Annotated in this window: 17 protein-coding genes; 14 read left to right on the top strand and 3 right to left on the bottom strand. The window is 69.4% G+C overall.

Annotated elements, in window-relative coordinates; genetic code table 11:
- Positions 1 to 9 precede the first annotated feature (9 nt).
- A complete protein-coding gene (locus H5J31_RS27325) occupies positions 10 to 2,124 on the top strand; it encodes a S9 family peptidase (protein WP_181775520.1) in 2,115 nt (704 codons plus the stop codon).
- Positions 2,121 to 3,074, top strand: a complete 954-nt coding sequence (locus tag H5J31_RS27320) for an LLM class F420-dependent oxidoreductase (RefSeq protein WP_181775519.1) — start codon at positions 2,121 to 2,123, stop codon at positions 3,072 to 3,074. The genes H5J31_RS27325 and H5J31_RS27320 overlap by 4 nt, the downstream gene beginning before the upstream one ends.
- 80 nt (positions 3,075 to 3,154) lie before the next feature.
- On the opposite strand, the gene H5J31_RS27315 is transcribed toward H5J31_RS27320, so the two are convergent.
- Positions 3,155 to 4,231 carry an NAD(P)/FAD-dependent oxidoreductase gene (locus tag H5J31_RS27315; protein ID WP_181775518.1) on the bottom strand — a complete coding sequence of 359 codons (1,077 nt, stop codon included), beginning with the start codon at positions 4,229 to 4,231 and terminating at the stop codon, positions 3,155 to 3,157.
- A gap of 86 nt (positions 4,232 to 4,317) precedes the next feature.
- Here H5J31_RS27315 and H5J31_RS27310 point away from each other — a divergent pair, with 86 nt between their 5' ends.
- Positions 4,318 to 4,743, top strand: a complete 426-nt coding sequence (locus H5J31_RS27310) for a MarR family winged helix-turn-helix transcriptional regulator (protein WP_181775517.1) — start codon at positions 4,318 to 4,320, stop codon at positions 4,741 to 4,743.
- A 1-nt stretch (position 4,744) separates the two neighbouring features.
- On the opposite strand, the gene crcB (H5J31_RS27305) is transcribed toward H5J31_RS27310, so the two are convergent.
- The gene (gene crcB, locus H5J31_RS27305) at positions 4,745 to 5,119 is read right to left on the bottom strand and encodes a fluoride efflux transporter CrcB (protein WP_181775516.1); all 375 of its coding nucleotides are present in this window, start codon (positions 5,117 to 5,119) and stop codon (positions 4,745 to 4,747) included.
- Entirely contained in the window at positions 5,116 to 5,526 is a 411-nt protein-coding gene (gene crcB / locus H5J31_RS27300) for a fluoride efflux transporter CrcB (protein WP_181775515.1), read from the bottom strand. Before crcB (H5J31_RS27300) ends, crcB (H5J31_RS27305) begins: the two co-directional genes overlap by 4 nt.
- 171 nt (positions 5,527 to 5,697) lie before the next feature.
- Between crcB (H5J31_RS27300) and H5J31_RS40260 the strand changes: the two genes are divergently transcribed.
- The 11 genes from H5J31_RS40260 to H5J31_RS27250 all read left to right on the top strand — a co-directional run bounded on the left by H5J31_RS40260 (position 5,698) and on the right by H5J31_RS27250 (position 18,628).
- A complete protein-coding gene (locus H5J31_RS40260) occupies positions 5,698 to 5,829 on the top strand; it encodes a hypothetical protein (RefSeq protein ID WP_268880756.1) in 132 nt (43 codons plus the stop codon).
- Positions 5,830 to 7,011, top strand: coding sequence for a cupin domain-containing protein (locus tag H5J31_RS27295; RefSeq protein ID WP_181775514.1), 1,182 nt, complete (start codon positions 5,830 to 5,832; stop codon positions 7,009 to 7,011).
- An 85-nt stretch (positions 7,012 to 7,096) separates the two neighbouring features.
- On the top strand, positions 7,097 to 8,044 hold the full coding sequence (locus tag H5J31_RS27290) for a sucrase ferredoxin (protein WP_181775513.1): 948 nt from the start codon (positions 7,097 to 7,099) through the stop codon (positions 8,042 to 8,044).
- Positions 8,045 to 8,177: 133 nt separating this feature from the next.
- Positions 8,178 to 10,085, top strand: coding sequence for an intein-containing Rv2578c family radical SAM protein (locus H5J31_RS27285; RefSeq protein WP_181775512.1), 1,908 nt, complete (start codon positions 8,178 to 8,180; stop codon positions 10,083 to 10,085).
- A gap of 277 nt (positions 10,086 to 10,362) precedes the next feature.
- Complete coding sequence (gene merB / locus H5J31_RS27280) at positions 10,363 to 10,944, top strand: organomercurial lyase (protein WP_181775511.1); 582 nt, start codon at positions 10,363 to 10,365, stop codon at positions 10,942 to 10,944.
- A gap of 111 nt (positions 10,945 to 11,055) precedes the next feature.
- The gene (aspS, locus tag H5J31_RS27275) at positions 11,056 to 12,828 is read left to right on the top strand and encodes an aspartate--tRNA ligase (RefSeq protein WP_181775510.1); all 1,773 of its coding nucleotides are present in this window, start codon (positions 11,056 to 11,058) and stop codon (positions 12,826 to 12,828) included.
- The gene (locus tag H5J31_RS27270; protein ID WP_181775509.1) at positions 12,828 to 13,769 is read left to right on the top strand and encodes a DUF389 domain-containing protein; all 942 of its coding nucleotides are present in this window, start codon (positions 12,828 to 12,830) and stop codon (positions 13,767 to 13,769) included. Before aspS ends, H5J31_RS27270 begins: the two co-directional genes overlap by 1 nt.
- Before the next feature lie 79 nt (positions 13,770 to 13,848).
- Positions 13,849 to 15,036 carry a phosphotransferase gene (locus H5J31_RS27265; protein ID WP_181775508.1) on the top strand — a complete coding sequence of 396 codons (1,188 nt, stop codon included), beginning with the start codon at positions 13,849 to 13,851 and terminating at the stop codon, positions 15,034 to 15,036.
- Positions 15,037 to 15,111: 75 nt separating this feature from the next.
- Positions 15,112 to 15,960 (top strand): SGNH/GDSL hydrolase family protein, encoded by an 849-nt coding sequence (locus tag H5J31_RS27260; RefSeq protein WP_181775507.1) that lies wholly within the window; start codon positions 15,112 to 15,114, stop codon positions 15,958 to 15,960.
- Positions 15,961 to 16,003: 43 nt separating this feature from the next.
- Positions 16,004 to 17,371, top strand: a complete 1,368-nt coding sequence (locus H5J31_RS27255; RefSeq protein WP_181775506.1) for a replication-associated recombination protein A — start codon at positions 16,004 to 16,006, stop codon at positions 17,369 to 17,371.
- A 165-nt stretch (positions 17,372 to 17,536) separates the two neighbouring features.
- Positions 17,537 to 18,628, top strand: a complete 1,092-nt coding sequence (locus tag H5J31_RS27250; RefSeq protein WP_236005412.1) for an ALF repeat-containing protein — start codon at positions 17,537 to 17,539, stop codon at positions 18,626 to 18,628.
- The last annotated feature ends 123 nt before the right edge of the window (positions 18,629 to 18,751 follow it).

Below are 18,751 nucleotides of genomic sequence, written 5' to 3'. Positions count from 1 at the left end.
AGTGCGGACGTGACCGACACCAGCCTCGAAGATCTCCCGTTCCTCCGCCGTCAGGCCCGCACCCAGCGCTTCACCCTCGGCGCGCCCAAACAGTTCAAGGTCGCGCCCGACGGCTCTCGCATCCTTTTCCTGCGGACCGAGTCCGGCACGGACCCCCGGCACAGCCTGTGGTCGTTCGACGTCGCTTCGGGTGAGGAGACGAAGCTGGTCGACGCCGCGGAGCTGCTGCCCGGCGAAGAGGACCTGCCGCCCGAGGAGCGCGCTCGCCGCGAGCGCAGCCGGGAGACCGGCGGCGGTGTCGTGGGCTACGCGGTCGACGACGCCTTCACCGTCGCCACGTTCTCCCTGTCGGGCAAGCTCCACACCCTCGACCTGGCCACCGGTGCGGTGTCCGTGCTGGTCGACGGCTCGGTCATCGACCCGAGGCCCAGCCCGGACGGCGGCCGCGTCGCCTACGTCCGCGACCGGCGGCTGCGGGTGATCGACCGGGCCACCGGCGAGGACCGCGTCGTCGTCGAAGAAGAGGGTGACGACATCGCCTGGGGGCTCGCGGAGTTCATCGCGGCCGAGGAGATGGGCCGCACGCGGGGCTACTGGTGGGCGCCGGACGGGCGGAGCCTGCTGGTCGAACGGTCCGACAAGGCCGCCGTGCCGCGCTGGACGATCGCCGACCCGGCCAACCCGCAGACACCGGCCAACGTCGTCGCGTACCCGGCGGCGGGCGAGAAGAACGTCGACGTGACGCTGGCGATCATCGGCCTCGACGGCTCCCGGGTCGACGTCGTGAAGACCGGCTGGGAGTACCTGGCCGCGGTGCACTGGTCGGCGGCGGGCAAACCGCTGCTGTCCGTGCAGTCGCGGGACCAGCGCACCCTGGAGATCCAGGCCGTCGACCCGGCGGACGGTTCCGTCGAGGTCCTGCACACCGAGACCGACGAGCACTGGGTCGAGATCGCGGCGGGCGTCCCGGCGTGGACCACCGACGGCCGCCTGGTGCGCGAGAGCGCCGCCGACGGCGATCACCGCCTGGTCGTCGACGGGGTCGCGGTCACTCCTGCGGGCCTGCAGGTGCGCTCGATCCTGAGCGTCGGCGACGAGGTGCTGTTCAGCGCGTCGGAAGCCGACCCGACGCAGATCCACGTCTTCCGCACCGAGGGCGGCGAACTGCGTCGTCTGTCCACTGAGGACGGCGTGCACGTCGGCGCCGGAAACGCCGCCCTGGCCGTGCTTTCGTCGTGGAGCCTGGAGCGCAGCGGCCCGGTGGTGACCGTCGTGTCCGGCGAGAAGACCGTGGCGCGTATCGGTTCCCACACCGTCGATCCCGACGTCGTGCCGAACCTCGTCTGGCTGACGCTGGGGGAGCGGGGCCTGCGTGCGGCGCTGGTGCTGCCGACCGGGTACGAGGCGAGCGAAGGCAAACTGCCGGTGCTGCTCGACCCGTACGGCGGCCCGCACGCCCAGCGCGTCCTGCAGACCCGCAACGCGTTCCTGACCCCGCAGTGGCTCGCGGACCAGGGCTTCGCGGTGCTCGTCGCCGACGGGCGCGGGACGCCGGGACGCGGATCCGCGTGGGAGAAGGAGATCGCGGGCAAACTCGCCGACGTCACCCTCGCCGACCAGGTCGACGCCCTGCAGGCGGCCGCCGCGCTGCATCCGGAACTCGACACCGAGCGGGTCGCGATCCGCGGCTGGTCCTACGGCGGTTACCTGTCCGCGCTGGCCGTGCTGCGCCGTCCCGACGTCTTCCACGCCGGTATCGCGGGTGCGCCGGTGACCGACTGGTCGCTGTACGACACGCACTACACCGAGCGTTACCTCGGGCTGCCGCAGGAGGAAACCGCGTCGTACGAGCACAACTCGCTGATCGCCGGCGCCGGTGACCTGTCCAGGGCACTGCTCATTGTGCACGGCCTGGCCGACGACAACGTTTTCGTCGCCCACTCGTTGCGCCTGTCGTCGGCACTGCTGGCCAAGGGACGCACGCATGTGTTCCTGCCGCTGGCCGGCGCGACGCATATGACGCCGCAAGCCGAAGAGGTCGCGGAGAACCTGATGCGCACGCAGGTGGACTGGATCGTGCGTGAGCTGTCCGGTGACGCGGTGAAGAGCGAGGAGAACGCATGAAACGGTGGGGCATCACCATTCCGCTGACCGGGGTGCCGCTCGCGGCGCACAAGGAGATGGTCGAGCAGCTGCCCGACCTCGGCTACACCGACGCTTGGTCGGCCGAGACGGCGGGCAACGACGCCTTCACCCCGTTGGTGCTGGCCTCGCAGTGGGCGCCGCAGCTGCGGCTGGGCACCGCGATCGTGCCGGTGTACACGCGTGGCCCCGGTCTGCTGGCGATGAGCGCGGCGACCGTCGCGGAACTCGCGCCCGGCCGGTTCGTCCTCGGCATCGGGGCGTCGTCGCCGGTGATCGTGAAGAACTGGAACGCCGCCGAGTTCGAGGCCCCGTTCGCGCGATCCCGTGACACCCTGCGGTTCCTGCGTTCGGCGCTGGCGGGGGAGAAGGTCACCGAGGACTACGAGTCGTTCTCCGTCAGCAAGTTCCGGCTGGAGCGGCCCACCGACCCGCCGCCGTCGATCATGCTCGCCGCGCTGCGGCCGGGCATGCTGCGGCTGGCCGCGAAGGAGGCCGACGGCGCCATCACCAACTGGCTCGCCGCCTCCGACGTGCCCAAGGTGCGCGAGGAGATCGGGCCGGACACGGAGCTGGCCGCGCGGATCTTCGTCTGCCCCACCGAAGACAAGGCCGCCGCGCGCGGACTCGGCCGGATGCTCATTTCGAGCTACCTGACCGTCCCGGTGTACGCGGCGTTCCACGACTGGCTCGGCCGCGGCGAGGTGTTGGCCCCCATGCACGAGGCGTGGGCCGCGGGCGACCGGCAGAAGGCCAACCAGGTGATCCCGGACGAGGTCGTCGACGACCTGATCGTCCACGGCAGCCTCGACTCGTGCCGCGAGCAGGTGCAGTCCTATGTGGACAACGGGCTGACGACGCCGATCATCGCGTTGCTTCCGACGGGTGAGGATCCCTTCGCTCACGTTCGGGGTCTGGCTCCGCGCTCCTGACGCGTCCCTAAGTGCAATGAATGACCCGTTACTCGCAAAATTTGCAAGTAACGGGTCGTTCATTGCACGCGCGACGGCACTCACTTGAGACCGAAGAGCTCCTCGTACCGCGAAGCCATCATGTGCGACCCCTTGATCTCCGACGTCGTCGCCGCGTCCAGGACGCCGACCTCCTCCGCGTAGGTCGCGCCTCCGGAAGGCCCGAGCGGGAGCGAGATCATCGGCCCGCCCGGCGTGTACGTCCGCAGCTCGCCGCCCTCGGCCAGCGCCCGGATGTTGGCCACGACGACCTCCGCGTGGTCACCGGCCGACTTCGCCAGTTTCGCCTCCGGCAGCGCGGTGATGTCGCCGAGCGCGAACACCCGCCGCTGTCCGGGCACCAGCAGTTCGGCGGTCACCTCCACCTGGCCGTTCGGCCGGCGCGCGGCGGACAGGTCGCCGTCGAGGTACGCCGTGTGCGGCGCGCCGCCGAAGCACTGGAACCACAGGTCGGCGGTCACCTCGCCGCCCGAGGTCAACGAAGCGGTGAACGTCTTCGCCTGCCCCGGTTCGGAGACCGGCGACTCGGTCAGCGAGGTCCCGAGCAGCAGTTCGACGCCCAATTCGTCGAGCTGCCGGCGGACTTCGGCACGGAACTCGTCCGGGAAGCCGGGCAGGATTCCCGTCGCCGGGTCGACGATCGTCACGCCCTTCTCCGGCCACACCGCTTTGATCTCGCCTGCCAGTTCGAGCCCTACCGGACCCGCGCCGAGTAGCAGCACCTTCTCCGCGCTCGCCAGGTCTTCTCGCGTGGCACGGATCTTGGCCTTCGCCGCGGCGCTGTCCTCGAAATCGATCTTCGCCGGGAACGGGTACGCCGAGCCGGTCGCGAGCACGGTGTAGTCCGGTGTCAGCCGCTCACCCGAGCCGAGGGTGACGCCGCCCTGGTCCACGCGCGCCGCGCGGTCACGGATCACCCGGCCTCGGTCGAGAAGCCGCGCGTACGGGTAGAAGAGCCGGTCCGTCCACTCGGGATCGACGAGCCCGCGCAACGCGGCGACGTGGTGGACGAAGTCCTCGCGCGGCTCGACGAGGACGACGTCGGCGAACGCGTCCAGTTCCTTCGCGACGGTCGTGCCGCCGTATCCCCCGCCGATGACGGCCACTGTCGTGGTCATGGTACCCCCTAGTTCGTAGTACGGAATGTTGGTACTGCGAACTACATTAGTTCGTACTCCGAACCACCGTCAAGTAGACTTCGGTCATGACCACGGCCGAAGACCTCGGGTTCGCCACCGCGCTGGTACGCCTTTCGCATCTCGTGCAGCGCGCGTTCATCGACGTCGGCCGCTCGTACGACCTCACGCCGCAGCAGGCGCAGCTGCTCTGCGTGCTGGCGCAGGGCGAGACCGGGGTCGGGATGACCGATCTCGGCCGGATGCTGAACCTGGAGAAATCCAGCGTCACCGGCCTGGTGGACCGCGTGCAGCGGCGGGAACTCGTCGAGCGCGTCGCGGATTCCTGCGATCGCCGCGCGCTGAAGATCACGCTGACCGCGGAAGGGCTCCGGCTCGCGAACGCCGCTCACGAAGGCGTCGTCGAGAAGCTGGAGGAGATGGCGGCCGGTCTCCCGGTCGAACAGCGGGAGGCGATCGCGGCGGCCGCGTGGCGGATGGCGCCCGAAGACTGAGTCAGTGCCAGACGGCGGCGGCGAGCAGGAGTCCGGCGGTCGCCGCGGCCAGCCCGGCGACCACCGTGAGGACGACGTTCAGCACGGCCCGCGGGCGCGCCTTTTCGGTGAACAGCCGCAGCGTTTCGTACCCGAACGTCGAGAACGTCGTGAGCCCGCCGCAGAAACCGATCGCCAGCAGCGAGCGGACCGCGTCCGGCTGGCCGCCGTGCAGCGCCCAGCCGGTCAGGACCCCGAGGATCGCCGAGCCGGCGATGTTGACCGTCACCGTGCCCCAGGGGAACGCGGACCCTCGCCGTTCCCGCACGCGCAGGTCGGTCAGATAGCGCAGGATCGCACCGAGGCCGCCACCGAAAGCCACGAAGAGAACGGTCATTTCCGCACCGCGCGGGTGACTTCGTGTCCGACGAAGGTCGCCAACAGTGCGCAGGCCACCGTGCCGAGCGCGTACGACAATCCGGTGAACGGACGGCCCGTCGTCACAAGATCGAGTGTGTCCGTCGCGTAGGTCGAAAACGTGGTGTAACCGCCGAGGATCCCGACCCCGAGGAACGGCCGCAGCAACCGGTGCGGGTCGGCCGCCGCGGTCAGCAGTGCCATCAGGACGCCGATCAGCAGGCAGCCGGAAACGTTGGCGGCGAAGGTGGAAAACGCGAACTGGCCCCGGGAATGGGGGAGTGCGACGGAGAGGCCGTAGCGCGCCAGACTGCCCAGCGCGCCGCCCGCGCCGATGGCCGCCAGGACGTCCCACCGGGTGGCGGGGACGGATGCCGGTTCAGCCATGGGTAGCAGCTTAGAACCGCTGTCCGGGTGAACTCCGACGACGGTGTCGAAGATCGCTCACAAGGCCGTTTTTCCCTGCTGAGCGGTGAATTTTCTCGAAACGTGTCGTAGGCTTGGCGACGCTCCAGACCGATTTTCGGTCCGTCCGCTCGTCTAACCGAAGGTGGCAGGATGGCTCAGGAACAGTCAGGTACGCAGGCTCCCGTCAGCGGTTTGCTGCTGGAGGTCGAGAAGATCCCGACCGCGACGGATCGCGGGAAGGCCAACGGCGCCGCCGCCGACAACGACGGCAACGACGGCTGAGTGCCCGGAACGCCGACACTGGCTGACCTCGTGGCTCCGCTCGGGGTCAGCCAGTTCTTCCAAGACGTCCAGGGCGAGACCTACCGCCGTTTCGAAGGCGGCGCGGGCCGGTTCGCCGACCTGCTGCCGTGGCCGGCGCTGAACGCGATCCTCCGGCAGCACCGCCTGGAGTTCCCGCGGCTGCGCCTGGCACTCGATGGGCAGCCGGTGCCCATGGAGAGCTACACCGACCTCGTCCCCACTCGCCGCAGTGGCACCGTTCCCCGTCTGCAGGCCGCTCCGTTCACGGAGCACCTCCGAGGCGGCGCGACCATGGTGCTCGACGCCATCCAGGAACTCAGCGACCCGATCGGAGACCTCGCCCGGAGCCTGGAGCACGACCTCCGCGAGAGCGTCCAGGTCAACCTGTACGCGGGCTGGGGCGTGACCCACGGCTTCGACGTGCACTGGGACGACCACGACGCCTTCATCATCCAGGTGGCCGGCCGCAAACGCTGGCGGATGCACGGCCCGACCAGGACCGCTCCGCTGCACCGCGACGTCGAACAGCCGGAGCAGCCCGGTGAGCCGATCGACGACTTCATCCTCGAAGACGGCGACGTCCTCTATGTCCCGCGAGGGCACTGGCACGACGTCACGGCGGTGGGGGAGATGTCGCTGCACCTCACGCTCGGGTTCAGTCCGGCGACCGGGGTCGATCTGGTGGCCTGGCTCGCCGACAAGCTGCGTGCGAGCGCCACGTTCCGCCAGGACCTGCCGAGGTTTGCGACGGACGCGGAGCGCGAAGCCCGGTCCGAAGCGCTTCGGAAGGAACTCGACGCGGCACTGACCTCCGACGTCGTCGCCAGGTTCCTCGCCGATCGAGACTCCTCGGCCCCGGCGCATCCGCGCGTCGGACTTCCTTGGGCGGCGACTCCCGGCCTGTTGCCGGACGGTGACGAGACCGAGGTCCGGTTCCTCGTCCCGAGGGCGGTGCTCGAAGAAGGCGATGGCCGGGTGACCCTGCTCGCGGCCGGGAACCGGTTCGTCTTCGCGGACGCCGCGAGCCCGGTGCTGAAGGCGTTGCTCGACGGCACTCCGCGGGCGGTCAAGCGACTCGCCGAGGTGTCCGGACTCGATCGGGGGACCGTGCGCGCGCTTCTCGGTGAGCTCGCCACGCAGGGACTTCTCTCGATCGGCTGAATGTCACAAGGGACGAGGAGTGTGAAGGGAGACCGGGCGGGGTAAGCTAAGGCATGCCTAAGGTCAAGTCCGGAGTGGTCAGCCGATGACCGCTCAGCTCTCGGACACGCAAGCGCCGCCCGCCGCGTTGCCGGGCTGCGCGACCGTCGCGCGCATGCTGGGCGCGAGCCCCGCCGGTACCGCGGCCGACATGCGCTGCTGGCTGCTGATCGAGCAGCCGGGCCCCTGGCCCGCGGACGCGCTGGAAAACATTCTCGACGAGGCATTCCCCGCCGAGCGCCGCGAGCTGCTCGAGAACCTGAGACGGTCCCATGGGCTCCGCCCGCTGCTGATCCGGCGTCCCGGCAAGCATCAGCGTGACCCGGACCGTCCCCGCGTCGTCTACGTCGGCGGGGGCGAACCGGGCAACCGCTGGCTGGAACGCCTGGAGATCCGCGACCTCGCGGAACTGGCCGAGCTGGACCTCCAAGCCGTCGCCGACGGGCTCGGCGGCTTCGGCGAACCCGTGCTCGGGCCGCTGTTCCTGGTCTGCACGCACGGCACCAAGGACATGTGCTGCGCGGTACTGGGCCGGCCGCTGGCCGCGGCGCTCAACACCAACCACCCGGGCCGATCCTGGGAGGTCAGCCACGTCGGCGGCGATCGCTGGGCGGGCAACCTCCTCGTCGTCCCCGACGGTTTCCTCCACGGCCAGCTCAACCCGGCCGAGGCGGCGCTCGTCGCCAAATCCGCGTTGCGCGGGCAGGTCGAGCCGGATCAGCTCCGCGGCCGGACGTCGGCCCGGACGGCGTGGTCGCAGTTCGCCGAGATCGCGATCCGGCGGCAGACGAACCTGTCCGGCCTGGACGACGTGATCGCCGTCCAGGAGGAGCCGCTGCTCGAATCCGACGCGCGCGTGGTCACCGTGCGCGGCGGCGAGGACTTCTACTCCGTGACGGTGCGCCGCCGGTCGGCGACGCCGCGCGGAGAGAGCCGCTGCTCCGGCCTGATCCAGCCCGCCGGGTACGTCACGGAGAACATCACCAAGCTCTGACCTCTGCATTTAGTCCTCTGGTTGCGGTAGTTGCGTGTGCAACTACCGCAACCAGAGGACTAAATGCGGGAAAGATCACCCTCGTTCGAACACCTGTTTGACACGTGGTTAGAACGTGTGTTCGACTGGCCGGGTGCGATGGGATCGACAGCGGGCGGACGGCGGCGAGCCGGTGCTGCCCGGATTGGACGGGGTGCTGCGTTCGGTGCGCGCACCCGAGTTCGACGGCGTCACCTTTCACGAGGTGCACGCCAAATCGGTACTGAACAAGGTGCCCGAGGGATCGGGGGTCCCGTTCGGCTGGACGGTGAATCCCTACCGCGGCTGTTCCCACGCGTGCACGTACTGCCTTGAGGGAGCGACCCCGGTCCTGATGGCCGACGGCCGGACGAAACCGCTGGCCGACCTGGCGCCCGGCGACGCGATCTACGGGACCCGGGGGCGCGGCGCGGGGCGCAGGCTGGTGCCCACCACCGTTCTCGCGCACTGGTCGACGCTCAAACCCGCCTACCGCCTGACACTGGACGACGGAACGTCCATCGTGGCCAGTGGCGACCATCGGTTCCTCACCGGACGCGGCTGGAAGCATGTCACCGGCAGCAGGTTCGGCGCGGCACAACGGCCGCATCTGGTCGGGGGCACCGAACTCGTCGGCGTCGGCAAGGTCACCCGCACCCCGGACGACACCATCGGCTATCGCGCCGGATTCCTCTGCGGAATGTTGCGTTCCGGCGGATTCTCGGCCGAGCAGGACGCCGCGGACCGCGCGCTCAAGTACCTGCCGGACTTCGGCGCGTCGGTCGGTTTCGTCCAGGTGCCGCCGTCGCCGGATTCCCATTGGCAGCGCGGATTCCTCGCCGGACTGTTCGACCTCGCGGGCAGCTACCGGCATGGCGCGCTGCGCGTCACCCACGACGAGAAGGACATCGTCTCGACCTTCTGCTCCGCGCTCGACAATTTCGGTTTCCGATACGTACGGACCGAAAACGTCAAGTTCCGTCCGTTGTGGACGGTTCAGCTGCTCGGCGGGCCGTCGGAGGAGATGCGGTTCTTCCATCTCGCCGATCCCGCCGTCGGCTGGAAACGCTCGCTCGACGGCCTCGCGATCGGCCGGACCCGGCGCCGGGTCGCGGCCATCGAACCGCTCGGGATCGAGCTGCCGTTGTTCGACATCACCACCGGCACCGGCGACTTCATCGCCGACGGGATGGTCACGCACAACTGCTTCGCGCGGAACACCCACACGTACCTGGACCTCGATTCCGGGCGGGACTTCGACACGCAGGTGATCGTGAAGGTCAACGCGCCCGAGGTGCTGGCCGCGCAGTTGCGGCGGCCGAGCTGGACACGGGAGCACGTCGCGATGGGCACGAACACCGATCCGTATCAGCGCGCCGAAGGCCGGTACAAGCTGATGCCGCGCATCATCACCGCGCTCGCGGACTCGGGTACTCCGCTGTCCATCCTGACCAAGGGGACGGTGCTGGCGCGGGATCTGCCGCTGCTGGAATCGGTGTCGAAGGACGTGCCCGCCGGTCTCGCGATCTCGCTCGCGCTGCTCGACGAGGATCTGCAGCGCCGCCTCGAACCGGGGACGCCGAGCCCGCGAGCCCGGCTCGAACTGATCCGCAAGGCGCGCGACGCCGGGTTGCCGTGTTCGGTACTGGTCGCGCCGGTGCTGCCGTGGCTGACCGATTCGGTGGAAGCGCTCGACGCCCTGTTCGCGCGGCTCGCCGACGCGGGCGCCACGCGGGTCACCGTCCTGCCGCTGCATCTGCGGCCGGGTGCGCGGGAATGGTTCGCGCGCTGGCTCGGCCGGGAGTACCCGGAGCTGGTGCCGAAGTACCGCGAGCTGTATTCGCGCGGTGCGTATCTCCCGAAGTCGTACCGCCGACGGTTGGGTGCACGCGTCGGTCCTCTGCTGCGCAGGCACGGTTTCGCCGCCCGTGCGGATGACGGCGAACGAATGCAGGTGACGATGCCCGTGCAGCGCACCGGGGAGCCCGTCGTCCCGGCGGCGGAACAACTCAAGTTGTTGTGAGTCGCCGGCACTGAAAGGCCTGGTCGTGAGCGGGGATTCGGGTTCTCATCCGAATCCCCGCTCACGACCAGCCGGTCCGCTCCTCACCCCGCCACTTTCGACGCACGCGTCCGAAAGCCCGCCGCTTTTCGGGCGGTTCCGGAAAATCCCTCGCCGATGCACTCCGCGCACTGTGAATCTTCTTACGTAACAACGGATTCGGCCGTTCGGCCCAGTCACTTGGCTGAATTCCGTTTCGTGCTTAATCTCAAAGAAGAGGAAGGCGAGGAGGTGCCTGTTGACCACCCGGACGGATCGCACCGCCGCTGTTCGCATCGCCTGGGCGGCGACCAAGCTGACCAGAGCGGGCAGACACCCCATCGCCATCGGCAGACTCGCCGCGACCGTCGGGATGAACCCGGACGAGGCGCACCGGCTGATGGACCTGATGGGCTTCGTCATCCGTGACGGCCTCGTCCTGATGGACCGCGGCTCGCGTCCCGGCACGGCCGACCGGGCCGGTTCCGACCGGTACCGCGTCGACCTGTTCCTGCTGGCCATCGCGACCGGTGAACCCGTGCACGCGGATTCGACCTGCCCGGCGACGGGAGCACGCGTCCGCGTCCACTTCACCCGCGACAGGGTATTGAGCGTCGATCCTCCGCACGCCGTCGTCGCCGCGTCGCGGTTGTCCGGCATCGACCTCACCCTCGGAGCGGATTACGTCGAGGCACTGGTCTGCACCCAGTTCTTCGCCTCCAAGGAGGCGGCGGCAGGCTGGCTGCTGGAGAACATCGACGGCCGGGTGCTGTCCGTACCCGATTACCTGGCCCACACCCGGCGCATGGTCGCCGCGCTGGAGGCATGGCCGACGATCTGACGACACGCGGCTCGCACCTGGTCGCGAGGCATCCGTGGCGATTCGTTAGCCTTTGACGTCGGCGAAAAGCCGTCGAATCGCAGAACGTGATGCCGAAGGAGAGCACCCGCAGTGCTTCGCACCCACAAAGCCGGCACCTTGCGTGCCGAGCACGCCGGTCAGACGGTCACCCTCACCGGATGGGTGGCTCGGCGGCGCGATCACGGCGGCGTCATCTTCATCGATCTGCGCGATGCCAGCGGCGTGAGCCAGGTCGTCTTCCGCGAGGGCGAGATGGCCGAGCGCGCCCACCAGCTGCGCTCCGAATACTGCCTCCGCATCGTCGGCGAGGTCTCGAAGCGTCCCGACGGCAACGCCAACGCCGAGATCCCCACCGGGGAGATCGAGGTGCTGGCCACCGAGCTCGAGGTGCTCTCCGAGGCGGCCGTGCTGCCGTTCCCGATCGACGACCGCGTCGACGTCGGTGAAGAGGTGCGCCTCAAGCACCGTTACCTCGACCTGCGCCGCAGCGGCCCCGCCGCCGCGATGCGCCTGCGCAGCGACGTCAACCGCGCCGCCCGCGAGGTGCTGCACGCGCAGGAGTTCGTCGAGGTCGAGACCCCGACCATGACCCGCTCCACCCCCGAGGGCGCCCGCGACTTCGTGGTCCCGGCGCGGCTCAAGCCCGGCTCCTGGTACGCGCTCCCGCAGTCGCCGCAGCTGTTCAAGCAGCTGCTCATGGTCGGCGGGCTCGAGCGGTACTACCAGATCGCGCGCTGCTACCGGGACGAGGACTTCCGCGCCGACCGGCAGCCGGAGTTCACCCAGCTCGACATCGAGATGAGCTTCGTCGAACAGGACGACGTCATCGCCCTCGGCGAGGACATCGTCACCGCGCTGTGGAAGCTGATCGGCGCCGAGATCCCCCGGCCGTTCCGCCGCATCACCTACGCCGAGGCGATGGAGAAGTACGGCTCGGACAAGCCGGACCTGCGCTTCGACCTCGAACTCACGGATATGACGGCGTTCTTCGCCGACACGCCGTTCCGCGTGTTCCAGGCGCCCTACGTCGGTGCCGTCGTGATGGCGGGCGGGGCCGACCAGCCGCGCCGCACCCTCGACGCCTGGCAGGACTTCGCCAAGCAGCGCGGTCACCGCGGTCTCGCCTACATCCTGGTCAACGAGGACGGCACGCTCGGCGGGCCGGTCGCGAAGAACCTGTCGGAGAAGGAGCGGGAGACCGTCGCCGACGCCGTCGGCGCCAAGCCCGGCGACTGCGTCTTCTTCGCCGCCGGCAAGCCCTCCGACGCGCGTTCGCTGCTCGGCGCGACGCGGCTGGAGATCGGCAGCCGTCTCGGCCTGATCGACGAGAACGCCTGGTCGTTCGTGTGGGTCGTCGACTTCCCGATGTTCATCTCGGCCGACGAGTCCGACGACGTCGCCGTCGGCGGCGGCAAGTGGAAGGCCCTGCACCACGCCTTCACCTCGCCGACCCCGGAGTGGATCGGCAAACTCGCCGACGACCCCGGCAACGCGCTGGCCTACGCCTACGACATCGTCTGCAACGGCAACGAGATCGGCGGCGGCTCGATCCGTATCCACCAGCAGGAACTGCAGAAGCAGGTCTTCGAGCTGATGGGCCTTGGCGAGGAGGAGGCGCAGGAGAAGTTCGGCTTCCTGCTCGACGCCTTCGCCTTCGGCCCGCCGCCGCACGGCGGTATCGCGTTCGGCTGGGACCGGATCGTCATGCTGCTGGCCAAGGCCGAATCGCTGCGTGACGTGATCGCGTTCCCGAAGACCGGTGGCGGGTTCGACCCGCTGACCGCGGCTCCGGCGCCGATCACGCCGGAGCAGCGCAAGGAGGCGGGCATCGACGCCAAGCCCGCGCCGCCCGTGAAGAACTGATGCTCCATCTCAGGGCCGTGTGCCCGCCGGACCGGACCGAGGAAGCGATCCGGATCCTGCGGGAACACGCCGGGACCGCGCACCTCGTCGTGCATCACGGGGTGGCGGTCTCCCCCGAGGGCGACCTGCTCGAAGCCGACATCGCCCGCGAGGCGGCGGACGAGATCATCGAGTCGCTGTGCGGTCTCGACCTCGACCACACCGGCGGGATCACGCTGGAGGCGCTCGACACCGCGGTGTCCGACGCCGCGGACGAGGCCGAGGAGAACGCCCCGGGCGAGGCCGCGGACGCGGTGGTGTGGCAGGAACTGGTCGGCCGCAGCGGCGAGGAGTCCCGGCTCACCTGGACCTTTCAGGCGTTCCTGACCATCGCGTGCCTGCTGGCTTCGGTCGGCGTGATCACGAACTCGTCCGTCACCATCGTCGGCGCGATGGTGGTCGGGCCGGAATTCGGCCCGCTGGCGGCGATCGCGGTCGGGCTGGTGCTGCGGCGGGGAGATCTCGTGAAGCAGGGCGGAATCGCGCTGCTCGGCGGATTCCCGATCGCCATGGTGATCACGCTCGGTGTGGTGCTGGTGGGTAACGCGACCGGGACCCTCGAGGTCAGCAAACTCGCGGACAACCACGAGGTCGATTTCGTTTATCAGGTGGGAATCGCGTCGCTGATCGTCGCACTGCTCGCGGGCGCGGCGGGGATGCTTTCCATGACTTCGGCCAAATCCGCCGCACTCGTGGGCGTCTTCATCTCGGTGACGACGGTGCCCGCGGCGGGTTACGCCGTGGTCGCGGCCGTTGCCGGTCAGTGGGACCGGTGTCTCTACTCCGCCGGTCAGCTGCTGGTCAATCTCATCGGAATCGTTGCAGCTGCGGCCATTGTGTTGACATTGCGCCGCCGTGGGCAACGTACGAGGGTAACGGAACGTCCGCTTTCACGCGGATGAGTCCCATATCGCGTCAGTGCGCGCGATTGCCCGGATCTCAGTGGTCATGGTTGCTCAGTCACGAGTAGGGTCGGTGGCAATGACAGTCGATACCTCCTCTGCCGACGATTCCACAGTCGGAGCTGGAGCCGAAACCCTCGCCGTCGCAGCGGCGGTAGCTGCCGGTGAGACGGTTCTTTCCCGTCGATTCGGCAGCGCCATCACCCTCGTCGCCCCCGAAGACCTCGCCGGCAGTGGTCCGGCGACGGTGGTGCGGGCGCGGGTGGCGTCGTCGCCGTTCGCGCTGCCGCGCACCCTCGTCATCAAGCATTACCCCGATCCACCGGAGCCGGGCCGGGCCGACCCGTTCGCGCAGGAGGCGGTCAGCTACCAGCTGTTCACCGCGCTCGCGCCCGAAGACCGGATGTGCCCGGAACTGCTCGCGCACGACGGCCGCGACCGCGTCCTCGTGATCGAGGACCTGGGCCGCGTTCCGACGTTGCACGACAAACTCCACGCGCGCGACGCCCGCGGCGCCGAACGGGCACTGCTGTCCTGGGCGCGGTCGCTGGGCAGGCTGCACGCGAGCACCGCGAGCCGCGAGGCCGATTTCAACGCACTGCTGCGCCGTCTCGGCGGACCGGTCAAGAACGAGGACGCGCCGCTGCCCGCGGTCTGCGCGCAACTGCCCGGGCTGCTCGAAGAACTGCTCGACGTCGAGACGCCGGAGCCGGTGCAGCAACGGGTCATGGAGGTCGCCGAACGGGCCGGGACGCCGTCGTACCGCGCGTTCAGCCCGGTCGACCTCACCCCGGACAACAACCTCGTGACCAGCGGCGGAGTCCGGTTCCTCGATTTCGAACGCGGCCGCGTGCGCAGCGCGCTGGTCGACGCGGCGTACCTGCGGCTGCCGTTCGCCTCCAGCGCGGACGCGCTGGCGCTGCCGCCCGGAATGAGCGAGGCGATGATCGCGGCCTGGCGGTCCGAGGTGGTTTCGGTCTGGCCGGGGCTCTCGGACGAGGACGCGCTGGCCGAGCATCTGATGGACGGTCAGTTGCTGCTGTTGTGGATCGTCACCTGGGAGATCCTTCCGGAGCTGGACCTGACCCGGCACGCGACGCCGATCAGCCGCGAGGCCGCGTTGGTGACCTGGTGGCGTGAGCTGGCAAAACACTCGCTTCGGGCCCGCCTGACGGATATCTCCGAGCACGCCACCCGAGTCGCCGCGGCGCTGGGTGCCCGGCTGGGGCCGCACGCGGACCTGGCGTTCTATCCCGCGTTCCGGTAACCGCCGCACGGACTTTTCGCTCGCCTGTCCTCGTCGCGTTACCCAGGCATCACCGCAGGTGAGTCTGCGTGGCCGATGGTGTCTACCGTGACCGTGATCAGTGTCGAAGTCACTCCGAGTCCCGAACCCCTCCTTCCTCCTGCTCCAGCCGCATCCCGGCTCGCTCGCAGAATGGTCGTTCTCGGCGATTCCACGGCGGTGGGCCTGGGCGACCCGCTGCCGGGCCGGGGCGGCTGGCGTGGTGTCGGCCCGCTCGTCGCCGACGCGCTCGGCGTCGAACCGGACGGCTACCTGAATCCGTCGTTCGCCGGGGCGCGCATGGGGTGCGTGCTGACGAAGCAGCTTCCCGCGGCCGTGGCGCATCGCCCGGACGTCGCGGTGCTGGTGGCGGGAATGAACGACACACTGCGCCCCGATTTCAGCGCCGAGAAGATCGCCGCGGACCTCACCGAGGTGATCCGGTCGCTGGCGGCCGTCGGCACCACCGTGGTGCCGGTGCGCTACCACGACCACGGCAAGGTGTTCCGGCTCCCGCGGTCGCTGCGGCGGGCGCTGAGCGACCGGGTCGCCGAACTGAACGAGGCCGTCGCCGGCGTCGTCGAACGCGAGGGCGTTCCCTGTCTCGACCTGGAGCTGCTGCCCGGCGCTTACGACCTCACCGCGTGGAGCGTCGACCGGCTGCACCCGTCGGAACTCGGCCACCGGATGCTGGCGACCGGGTTCACCGAACGGCTCGCCGAAGCCGGGTTCGCGGTGCCGCGTCCGGTCAGCCTGACCTGCGCGGGCGGGGTCGAGCCGAGCGCCGCCGGGCACGTCGGCTGGCTGGTGCTGAAGGGCGTCCCGTGGGTGTGGCGGCGGGGCCGCGAGTTCCTGCCGTACGCGGCCGTCATCATGTGGCACTCGTTCCGGGAGCGGCTGCGCTGACCTGTGGCCGGAACCGTCGGTGGCTACGGCTACCGTCGACACCGTGGCACAGGACGAACTCTTCACCGTGAACCCCGATCTCGGGCCGCCTCCGGAAGCGGACGAGCCGAGGGAGCCCGCCGTACCCGCGGGATCGCCGCTGGCCGTGCGCATGCGGCCGCGGACGCTCGGCGAGGTCGTCGGCCAGCAGCACCTGCTGCGCGAGGGCGCGCCGCTGCGGCGGCTCGTCGAGGGCGCCGCTCCCGCGTCCGTGCTGCTCTACGGCCCGCCGGGGACCGGCAAGACCACGCTCGCGAACCTCGTCTCGGCCGCGACCGGACGCCGGTTCGTGGCGATGTCGGCGTTGTCGGCGGGCGTGAAGGAGGTGCGCGGGGTCATCGAAGAGGCCCGGCGCCGCCGCAACTACAACGCCGAGAACACCGTCCTGTTCATCGACGAGGTCCACCGGTTCTCCAAGACCCAGCAGGACGCCCTGCTCGGCGCGGTCGAGGATCGCACGGTGCTGCTGGTGGCGGCCACCACCGAGAACCCGTCGTTCTCCGTCGTCGCCCCGCTGCTCTCGCGGTCGCTGGTGCTGCAGCTGCGGCCGCTGACCGACGACGACATCGTCGCGCTGATCGAGCGCGCGCTGACCGACGAACGCGGTCTGGGCGGTGAGCTCACCCTGACCGAAGAGGCGCGGGCGCATCTGGTGCGGCTGGCCACCGGCGACGCCCGGCGCGCGCTCACCGCGCTGGAAGCCGCCGCCGACGCCGCGAGCGCGACCGAGCACAAGACGATCGACCTCGCCATCGTCGAGTCCACAGTGGACAAAGCGGCGGTGCGTTACGACCGCGACGGCGATCAGCACTACGACGTGATCAGCGCGTTCATCAAATCGATCCGAGGGTCCGATGTGGACGCCGCGCTGCATTACCTGGCGCGGATGATCGAGGCGGGGGAGGACCCGCGGTTCCTGGCCCGGCGCCTGGTCGTGCACGCGAGCGAGGACATCGGGATGGCCGATCCGACGGCGCTGCAGTCCGCCATCGCCGCGGCGCACGCGGTGCAGTTCATCGGGATGCCCGAGGGACGACTGGCCTTGGCGCAGGCGACCGTGCACCTGGCGACCGCGCCGAAGTCGAACGCCATCGTCACCTCGATCGACGCGGCCCTGTCCGATGTCCGGTCCGGGCGGATCGGGACCGTGCCACCGCATCTACGCGACGGGCACTACGCGGGTGCGGAGAAACTCGGGAACGCGAAGGGTTACCGGCATCCGCAAAAAGTGCCGGAAGGTGTTCTGGCGCAACAGTACCCGCCGGACGAACTGGTCGGGCGGGACTACTACGAACCGACGCAGCGAGGCGCGGAACGCACCTTGCACGAGCGGGTGCCGAAGCTGCGGCGAACCGTCCGTGGGGAACGTTAGTTTCGCGTTCGGAGCAACGCCGGGAAAATCGGTAACGTTCGTCGATCATGGGGCTATATCCCCGGTGGCGGGGGGATCACCGGGTTGTCGATCTGGGTGGGGGGTCCCTCGTGCTCGACCACGTCGGCGAGCAGCACGAAACTGACAGCCTCAACTATGACGACTATGGTCAATTCCAAGGTACGCAACCTGTTGTCCTCCTCCGTCGCCGTTCTTGCCGCGGTGACCGTGATGACCGGGGTTCTCGCCCCGGCGGTGGCGACCGCTGCTCCGGCCGGGACTTCGGCTTCCGCGGCGCAGACGCCCGAAGAGTTACGCACCAACGCCGCCGCCGTCGTCGGGCTCACGATCACCCCGGACCTGCTGCGGATCAGTGAACGCGACTTCGTCTACGCGATCTACCAGGCCGCGAAGCAGCAAGGCGATATCGCGCGGGAGGTTCAGTTCGAGGCGCTCGACGCCTACAACAGCGGCAGGACCTCGTCGTTCCTCAGCACCTGGATCTACGAGGCCCATCAGCGGGATCTGGACCGTGAAGCGGTCTACCAGGTCCGGCGTGGGGAGCGGCAGCCCGCCGCGACACTGCTCGGATTCGAGCTGACCACGATCCTGCTGGCCCAGGATGACAAGAACTTCGTCTTCGCGCTGTGGGAGCGGGCCGCCAAGGGTTCGTTCGTCAAGGCCGCCGCGGGCACCGTTTACAGCGGAACGCCCGTGGAGCACAAGGAGTTCATCCTTCGCGGCATCTTCGTCGAGCACCAGCGCGACTTGGACGCGGCGAAGGAGGCGGCGGAGAAGGAGGCCGCGGAAAAGAAGCTTCGCGAGGCGCGAGTGAAGGCCGGCGCCGTCGTCGGCATGGACCCGGCACTGGCCGCGTACCTGACGGACGAGTACTTCGTGGAGCAGATCTGGACCGGCGGCCTCGCACCTCAGGACTCCGAGGTGTGGTACCAGGCGTACCTGAGCCGGACGCCGGAACAGTGGCGGGCCTTCATCGACACCGGCATCTTCGAGGCCGCGGCGAAGGACAAGGTGAACGCCATCAAGGTGCGGGCCGCCGCCGTCGTCGGTATCGACGCCGGATACGCCAAGTACCTCCAGGAAGACGCCTTGATCCGGGAGATCCGGAACAGGGCGAGGTCCGGCAGCCAGGTCCAGGCCGCGGCCTACCGTGCCCTGCAGAGCGGATCGCCCGCCCAGTGGCGAACCTTCCTGGAGACGGACATCTTCACCGCCGCCGCCGCGGACAAGCCCTGACGGGTTCACCCCGCAACGCCTGACGTATAACGGCCTATACGTCACCGCGTCGTGGCCGGGGCAAGGTGGCGTTTCGAAGTCCGTGAAGGCCTCCTTCCCTACTCTCAAGGTAGGGAAGGAGGC

This window comes from Amycolatopsis pittospori, from assembly GCF_013870525.1.
GTDB lineage: Bacteria > Actinomycetota > Actinomycetes > Mycobacteriales > Pseudonocardiaceae > Amycolatopsis > Amycolatopsis pittospori.
The sequence above is the reverse complement of the archived record's forward strand: the minus strand, read 5'-3'. Positions and strand labels throughout refer to the sequence as shown.